This is a genomic window from Sulfolobales archaeon (genome assembly GCA_038897115.1).
GTDB lineage: Archaea > Thermoproteota > Thermoprotei_A > Sulfolobales > AG1 > AG1.
Genome location: JAWAXC010000101.1, coordinates 1 through 7,445, shown reverse-complemented (window position 1 = coordinate 7,445; position 7,445 = coordinate 1). Strand labels below are relative to the sequence as shown.

Below are 7,445 nucleotides of genomic sequence, written 5' to 3'. Positions count from 1 at the left end.
TAAATGTTGTATGGTATACAAGCTATACAGCACCCTTGCTAGCCCTATCTACTAAGATATGCAGGGGAGAGGTATTTCTTGATGAGAGCTACTCTATATATGTAGATGTTGTGGAGCATAGCTCCAACTACCTCTTCGCAGGCCCTATCGGCCTTCCACTATTAATATCTATCCCAGCCTGTATAGCTAGGATAGGTGGAAACCAGCTCCTGGTTGGAGGTATTGTAGTCTCTATATTCGGCCTTATATCAACGATTCTTACATATGCTCTTACAAGGCTATATAGCGAGCGCTATGCGCTCGCATCAACATTGATAGCCTCGCTGGGGGGTATTCTCTGGATATATTCGAGCCATATATTTCCACAAGCGCCCCTCACGTTCTCGATGCTTTTAACAATATATCTAGGGATACTGGTTATTAGGAGGGGTGCTGTTAAGAGATATATATACTTGCTTCTCGGCCTCTCATCCTCCATAGCCCTTCTAATGGATCCCATGGCTCTTCTAGCATCGCTCAGTGTATGTGCTGTGATAGCTATATATATTGCAAGGAAACTTGGGGTGAGAGTCTTCTTACAAGGTACTATGCTATGGCTAGCAGGCTTCATGCCTCTGGCAATTGTTCAGATGCTCTATAATCTAGCAGCGGTAGGAGATCCTCTTTCTTTTCCTGAGACCCTTCTGCTTAAGAAGATAGGTGTTGATGGATTTCTAGGAATATCGGTGAACCCTATATACGGGTTATACATGCTCATAATAGATCCTAGAAAGGGGCTGATACCCCTCTACCCAGTCCTCGGCGCGGGGCTTATAATGCTCCCGAGATTCTTAGTATCCATACGCAGTATATATGAGAGAGCGGTATTCGCTATATATCTAGCCTCCTATGCGATACCTCATTCTATGTGGTATGACTTTGATGGTGGCCTGAGCTATGGCCCTAGGTTTTTAGTGCCTATAACACCTATACTAGCGCCTCCAATACAGCTACTCCTCATCAGATGGCCTAGGGGTAGAGCATTGGTTATAGCGCTCTCGATATTCTCCATATTCACTAATTCAATAGTAGTTACTGTAACGCCATATCCATGCGCTCTTGAAGATATGGTGTTCCCATCGAATCAGTTTATATCGTGTGTGCTACCCAGGCTACTCGAGGGTATAAGGGCTGGGTATCTCTACGAGATCCTAAGAGCCCGGATTGGAGATCTGCTAAGCCTCTTGGGAAGCGTGTTAGTGCTGGGCATATCATCTACAGCCCTTATACTATATACGGCTAGAAAGAAGATCTGATTCTATGTTGTTTAGAGAAGCTGATCTACCTCTCCCTAGGGACAAGGCTCTTAGTTATAACTCTATATGGGTGCTAGCTATCTAAAGCTGGTTTAGATCATAACTCCTGGATCATATATCGAGTTCTCATAAGCTTTTATACTCCGGAGAAGCATAGCATTTGGATGAGCGTGGTTTTAAGTCCTGATATGTGATGAGAAACCCACGCGGCGATAGATCAGATATTTCTCCAATTATCTAAGCATCGATCATATGGTGTTAAAGATATAAGTCTTCATAGAGCTATATAGTATAGCGTAAGCTGGTGGAGAGCTTCGATGGCAAGGTCTATGTACCACTATATATCACAGGCTTGGAAGAGACCATATGATGGGGAGATAGGAGAGATAAACAAGGCAAGGCTTATTGAGTGGAGGAGAGAACCCGTTGTTGTTAGGATTGATAAGCCTACAAGGCTTGATAGAGCTAGAAGTATTGGGTATAAGGCTAAGCAAGGCTTCATAGTGGTTAGGGTTAGAGTCTCTAAAGGCGGTAGAGAGAGGCCAAGGCCTAATAAGGGTAGAAGGCCGAAGAGGATGGGTGTCTATGGCTACTCACCTGAGAAGAGCCTCCAGCTAATAGCTGAAGAAACTGCTGCGAGGAAATATAGGGGTCTAGAGGTTCTGGGAAGCTATTATGTGGGTGAGGATGGCGAGTATAAGTGGTACGAGGTAATCCTTGTAGATCCTAATCTACCTACAATCAAAAGCGATCCAGATATAAACTGGATCACACATCCATCCCAGAGAGGCAGGGTATTCAGAGGTAAGACAATGGCTGGCAGGAGGATGAGGGGACTTCTAAGCAGTAGAGGTCTGAAGGGGACTCATCACTATAAGTGGAAGAAGAAGCAGAAAGAGAGGGAGAAGAAGAAGAGACACGAGGCCTCAAGGGGAGCGAGGGTTATACTTCCACAGGAGAAATACGAGGAAGTATTTGGCGATGTGAAGTAGAAATCAGAATTCCATGTTTTTATAAATATATGCTTTAGAGGGCTCTTGTAACAGCCTCTACTTCAACGCTGCTCACACCATCAACACCAGCGATCCTTGTTTCAAGCTCTTCAGTACCCCCCTCTGTATTCTCTGGGAATCTTATGTGGAGTATAAGTGCCTTATATCCATAGGCGATCTCTATAGTCTCCCTCATCACCACCCTATATATATTTGGCAGGCTCTCCTCAATCCTCCTAGCAAGGGTATCCATGTCGGTTATATCCTCAGAAGGATAGACTTTAACCAAGGCTATAACATCTGCCATTAGAACCACCTATGGCCCCTCGAAATTACAGTTAGGGCATCTATATGGTATACCCTGGATCCTACATCTATAGCATCTCCATATAACCACCTTACCACAGTTTGGGCAGTTAAAGGAGACCCCCTTCTCATAGGGAGCCACGGTTTTCTTGCAGCTGATACATATAGGAGGGGTGCTTGTATCCACAATCACGGGTGTTGCAAGCCTCTGCAGCTAATCCACCTCATTATCTCATATGCTTAAGCTCTTAAAAGAATAGATCTAGCTTTATAGAGAGCAAAAGCTATAGCTTGAAATCACTTGCAGCAAAAAGCCCTGCCCTTCTAAAGCTAGAGAAGCTAGCTTAGTTAAATTTAACATATAATAAATAAGTCATGAAATTCCTTAGGATTGTCTGCGGATATCTATAACTTCATGCTATCGGCTTATTGATGCGGTATTTAAATGCTACAAGATGTAGACATTCAGCCAGTTCTCTAATTAATAAAACATCTATATTTGCTGAGAAGGCTATGCTCTTAGCTAAGATATCCAGGCATGTCTTCTTGGTATTCGGAGAAAAGATCGTATGAGTATCCCTCGATAAGGATTTTATCATCGGGAGAGTCGCCGGGGATCTTTGAAAATATGTTGGATAGAAATTCAGCTATATCCTTTGATCCGTCATATCCCGAGAGTACATATCCGCATTCACCTACAACCATTATAAGCCCTTCAAGGCTCTTTGCCAGCTTATTAGCTTCCTCAAGGCTTGGGGATCTCTCTCCACATCCAACTGGGATCATAGCTATTAGGCTTATCAAATCCCTGTTGAAGGGGTCTATATGGAGTGCTAGTATCGCTCTTGCAACCCCTCTTCTGATTGATATATATAGGTGGTTCATCCCTAAGATACTTGCCTCCTCGATAGCGAATAAAAGCTCCTCGGAGTTAGTGGTGAGTGTTGATAGCTTTTCTACTAGTGCGTCTAGCTTCAACCTATCTATCCACTGATAACCTAGATCTCCTCAAGCTCTATCTCTTTCTCCAGCTCCTCCTCGCTCCTCTCGATCTTCTTTAGGCAGTTGAGGTCTAGAAGTGTTTTGTATGTATAGTTAACAGCCTTCTCAACCTCCTCCTCGCTTTTAGCACCTGTTATCACCATCTTGCCTGATGAGAAGATTAGTAGAACCACCTTCGGATCCGTTAGCCTGTAGATCAATCCTGGGAATTGCTCAGGCTCGTACATGGTGTTCTCAAGGAGATACGCAGCCTTCTCTAGGAGAACCTCCATACCTAGGTTTGCTGATGCAACTATATTCTGGATCTGTATCCTCGGCTTTCCAGAGATTGTTACACCGCTTTTAATAAACATCCTAAGGATCTTCTTAACAGCCTTTATAAGATCAGAGGTCTTTTTAGCGCCTGTAACAACCATCTTCCCAGATCTAAAGATCAGTGCTGTGACCTTGGGGCTATCAAGCCTTAGGATCAATCCTGGAAACTGGTCTGGGTTATACTCTATATTTGAAACACCCTGCTCAATAAGGTCTAGATCTAGTTGATGCTCAAATATAACAGTTGCAACTATGTTCTCTATCCTCACTTCAGGTTTAGATGCAATCAACTATAAATACCCCCTTATTAAAATCCCTCTAGAGGATTTATAAATACTGGTGAAATAATTAGCCAGAGCTAGCATAGATAGGAGCGAGGTAATAGCTGGTATTGATGAGGCTGGGAGAGGCCCTCTTATAGGGCCTATGGTGATAGCAGCGGTAGTCCTCAGCAAAGAATCCCTTGAAGAACTAATCAAAGCCGGTGTTAGGGATAGTAAGAGGCTAAGCAGATCTGCTAGGGAGAGGCTAGCACCCCTTATAATAGAGAATTCGCTAGCCACAATGGTTGTTATACTAGCTCCTAAGGATCTAGATAGTGATAATATAAATATCATTGAAATCAAGGCTATAGAGAGGATTTTATCATCAATATCGAGGATCCTGGGCTTCTGCCCAAAAACATATATAGATCTCTTTGCACCGCTGGAGAGGATCTCGAATCTATATTCGATATGCCCAGACATTGTAGCTGAGCATGGGGCGGACGCTAGATACCATGTGGTTGGTGCTGCAAGCATAGTTGCTAAGGTGCTTAGAGACTGGCATATAGAGAGGATAAAGAGCCTCGTAGGGGACTTCGGCTCGGGCTACCCCTCGGACCCCAGGACTAGGGAGTGGGTTTCCAAGGCAGGGGAGGAGGATTTAAAGCTTATAAGCCCCTTTATAAGGCATAAATGGGCTACCCTTGATAAGCTGAGACACCATGTTAATACCCTAGATAGATATATTTTAAATGGTTGAGGTCTCTGCTTTGGAGGCAGAGAAGATCGTTACTTCAAAGATGGATACACTGGCGAGGCTGGGATGCTTCAAACCTATATATCTATTGAGAGACTTCATCTCAAGAGGGGAGCATGAGAGGGCTAAAAACCTCTTTGGGTCTGTTGTCGAGGATCTAAAGAGATTCTCGAAAGATCTCTTAGAGATCTCTCAGGAGGCATCAAAATATAGAAATATATCGAGATTAACACCTACAGATGCTCTAAAAGCGGTTGAGAGCTTCCTAGCCATGTTGAAATCAAAGGTATTCTCATCCCCCAATGGGGTTAGGTTATGCATATATATACAGCCCCACCTAGAAGTGATCTATACGAATCTAAGCAATATGAGAGAAGATCTAGCTAGAGGGCTTAAAACAAACTCCACAGTCTTTCTCGAGAGAACATTAAAGGATCTAGAGGCATATATGGCATATATAGCAAGATATACCAGAGATCTTCTCCAGATAATCAACGAACTATAAAGATCTTCTAGATGGCATCACAGCTTAGAGATAGCATATGACCCTCCCCAGCCCTCTAGAGGCGAGATCCGCTGGAGCCCCGAGCTTTATAATTGAAAGCATCAAATCTTAGAGCGGGGAGGAGGTTAACGCTCCTAGACAGGTTTTCGATGCAATAGATGTAGGATCAATGTTTTGGGGATACTATGTTTGATAAGCTGTGAAGGGATAATAAGAACTGGGATTAGAAAAATCCACTGTATAGCTAGATATGTTGTAATAAGTGGTGAGGGTATGTAGAGATGTGTGGGAAGCTAGTAGAGTTTTGGAAGGTCTATGGGGCTACGGAGGCCGCTAAGAGCATTTTAGAAGAGTTTCTCAGAAGAATCAATTCCTCTAGGAGCTGGGAAGATCTTTTAGCTGCTATCGATTATCTCTATGAGGCCTGCTCAGCAAGGCCCTATTCAGCTTTACTAATAAATGCTTCGAGAGATATATTGCAGGAATTCCTGTTAAGCGGTGTAAACAGTGTTTCTGAGGCTGTTAACAATATCTCATCGAAGATCTCGAGGGTGTTTGAGAATGTGGAGAATATGACGACCCAGGCTGCATCGATAGCAGCTAGAAGAATCCAGGATGATGAGGTGATATTCACCATATCCTATAGCGGGACGGTGCTCAAGGTCTTTCAGAACCTAGTTGCTAGGGGAGCTAGGGTGAGGGCTATTGTAGCAGAGTCGAGACCCTTTGGCGAGGGTGTTGAGATGGCTAGGGCTCTAAGGGGTCTGGGGGTTGGTGTGACGCTTATAGTGGATTCCGCTATAAGGAGCTTTATAAAGAGGGCTTCAAGGGTTGTTATAGGGGCTGAAGCTATAGCGGCTAATGGAGCTATTATAAATAAGATAGGAACGGCTCTTCTAGCTATAGCAGCTAAAGAGGCTAGGGTGAGGTTATTTGTTGTATCTGGTAGCTATAAAATTGTTCCCGAGACTTTCTTTGGAGAGCTTGTGGATTCTCCTGAGATAGAGATCCAGGATGTTCCACAGGATCTCATATCTATGGGTGTGAAGACCTACGCACCTCTCTTCGAAGCAATACCAGCTGAATATATAGATGCTATAATAACTGAGAAGGGGCTTATATCGCCTCCAGCTATTCCATATGTGGTTAGAGAGACATTTGGATCCTGGCCTCCTAGGGTTAGAAGGGTTGAGGATCTCTATAGAGAGGCTAGATCCTTGATATTGGAGAGGTTGAGAAGAACATGATCCCCGAGGAGGTTATTAGAATAGCGGATGATATCAAGAGCATGAGGATAAGGGGTGCTGGGAGGATAGCTAGGGCTGCTGCAGATGCTCTGATGATAGCTGCTAAAAGCTATAGAGGAGATCTAGATGGCTTTGTCAAATACATGGAGAAGATCTCTAAGATCCTATTATCTACAAGACCCACAGCCGTGTCCCTCCCAAACGCTATATCATATGTTATGAAAGCCACTAGGAGGAGATATAGAAGTGTTGAGGAGGCTATAGAAGCTGTTGTGAGGGCTGCCATAGAGTTTAAGGAGTACTCCGAGAGGGCGTTAGAGTTGATAGGGGAGATAGGGTCTAAGATGATTGAAGATGGGATGGTGATCATGACTCACTGCAACTCATCCGCAGTAACATCTATATTATCTAGGGCATGGGGGGATGGTAAGAGATTCAGGGTATATGCAACAGAGACCAGACCTAGGTATCAGGGGTATATAACAGCTAGAGATCTAGCTTCGAGGGGTATCCCAACAACCCTTATAACAGATTCCGCAGTAGCATATGTAATGAGAAAAGCCGATCTCGTGCTAGTGGGTGCAGACGCTATTGCCTCGAACGGAGCCCTCATAAATAAGATCGGGACATCACAAGTGGCTCTCGCAGCCAAGGTATATGGGGTTCCCTTCTACGTTGCTGCAGAGACATATAAATTCTCCCCATACACACTCGCTGGGGAGGCTGTTGAGATCGAGGAGAGAGATCCTAGGGAAATCCTAGA

General features: G+C 44.1%; 10 protein-coding genes. 6 read left to right on the top strand and 4 right to left on the bottom strand.

Annotated elements, in window-relative coordinates:
* Both QXE01_10455 and QXE01_10450 read left to right on the top strand, forming a co-directional pair.
* On the top strand, positions 1–1,295 hold a 1,295-nt coding region (locus QXE01_10455; GenBank protein MEM4971656.1), incomplete at its 5' end, for a hypothetical protein.
* 317 nt (positions 1,296–1,612) lie between these two features.
* A complete protein-coding gene (locus QXE01_10450) occupies positions 1,613–2,287 on the top strand; it encodes a 50S ribosomal protein L15e (protein MEM4971655.1) in 675 nt (224 codons plus the stop codon).
* A gap of 34 nt (positions 2,288–2,321) precedes the next feature.
* On the opposite strand, the gene QXE01_10445 is transcribed toward QXE01_10450, so the two are convergent.
* From QXE01_10445 to QXE01_10430, 4 genes are all read right to left on the bottom strand, one after another.
* Positions 2,322–2,594: an elongation factor 1-beta gene (locus tag QXE01_10445; protein MEM4971654.1), complete on the bottom strand. Its 273-nt coding sequence runs from the start codon at positions 2,592–2,594 to the stop codon at positions 2,322–2,324.
* Between the two features lie 9 nt (positions 2,595–2,603).
* Positions 2,604–2,786, bottom strand: a complete 183-nt coding sequence (locus QXE01_10440) for a zinc finger domain-containing protein (GenBank protein MEM4971653.1) — start codon at positions 2,784–2,786, stop codon at positions 2,604–2,606.
* A 326-nt stretch (positions 2,787–3,112) separates the two neighbouring features.
* Complete coding sequence (locus tag QXE01_10435) at positions 3,113–3,571, bottom strand: hypothetical protein (protein MEM4971652.1); 459 nt, start codon at positions 3,569–3,571, stop codon at positions 3,113–3,115.
* Between the two features lie 20 nt (positions 3,572–3,591).
* Positions 3,592–4,200 carry a TATA-box-binding protein gene (locus tag QXE01_10430; protein ID MEM4971651.1) on the bottom strand — a complete coding sequence of 203 codons (609 nt, stop codon included), beginning with the start codon at positions 4,198–4,200 and terminating at the stop codon, positions 3,592–3,594.
* A gap of 73 nt (positions 4,201–4,273) precedes the next feature.
* On the opposite strand from QXE01_10430, the gene rnhB reads away from it, so the two are divergent.
* The 4 genes from rnhB to QXE01_10410 all read left to right on the top strand — a co-directional run.
* Positions 4,274–4,933, top strand: coding sequence for a ribonuclease HII (gene rnhB, locus QXE01_10425; protein ID MEM4971650.1), 660 nt, complete (start codon positions 4,274–4,276; stop codon positions 4,931–4,933).
* A gap of 10 nt (positions 4,934–4,943) precedes the next feature.
* Entirely contained in the window at positions 4,944–5,435 is a 492-nt protein-coding gene (locus QXE01_10420; protein ID MEM4971649.1) for a hypothetical protein, read from the top strand.
* A 281-nt stretch (positions 5,436–5,716) separates the two neighbouring features.
* On the top strand, positions 5,717–6,682 hold the full coding sequence (locus tag QXE01_10415) for a translation initiation factor eIF-2B (GenBank protein ID MEM4971648.1): 966 nt from the start codon (positions 5,717–5,719) through the stop codon (positions 6,680–6,682).
* A partial coding sequence (locus QXE01_10410; protein MEM4971647.1) for a ribose 1,5-bisphosphate isomerase occupies positions 6,679–7,445 on the top strand: 767 nt, incomplete at its 3' end. The genes QXE01_10415 and QXE01_10410, both read left to right, overlap by 4 nt.

Coding starts and splice junctions, on each gene's coding strand:
- QXE01_10450 (MEM4971655.1), top strand. CDS start 1,613: ATGGCAAGGTCTATGTACCACTATATATCACAGGCTTGGAAGAGACCA.
- QXE01_10445 (MEM4971654.1), bottom strand. CDS start 2,594: ATGGCAGATGTTATAGCCTTGGTTAAAGTCTATCCTTCTGAGGATATA.
- QXE01_10415 (MEM4971648.1), top strand. CDS start 5,717: ATGTGTGGGAAGCTAGTAGAGTTTTGGAAGGTCTATGGGGCTACGGAG.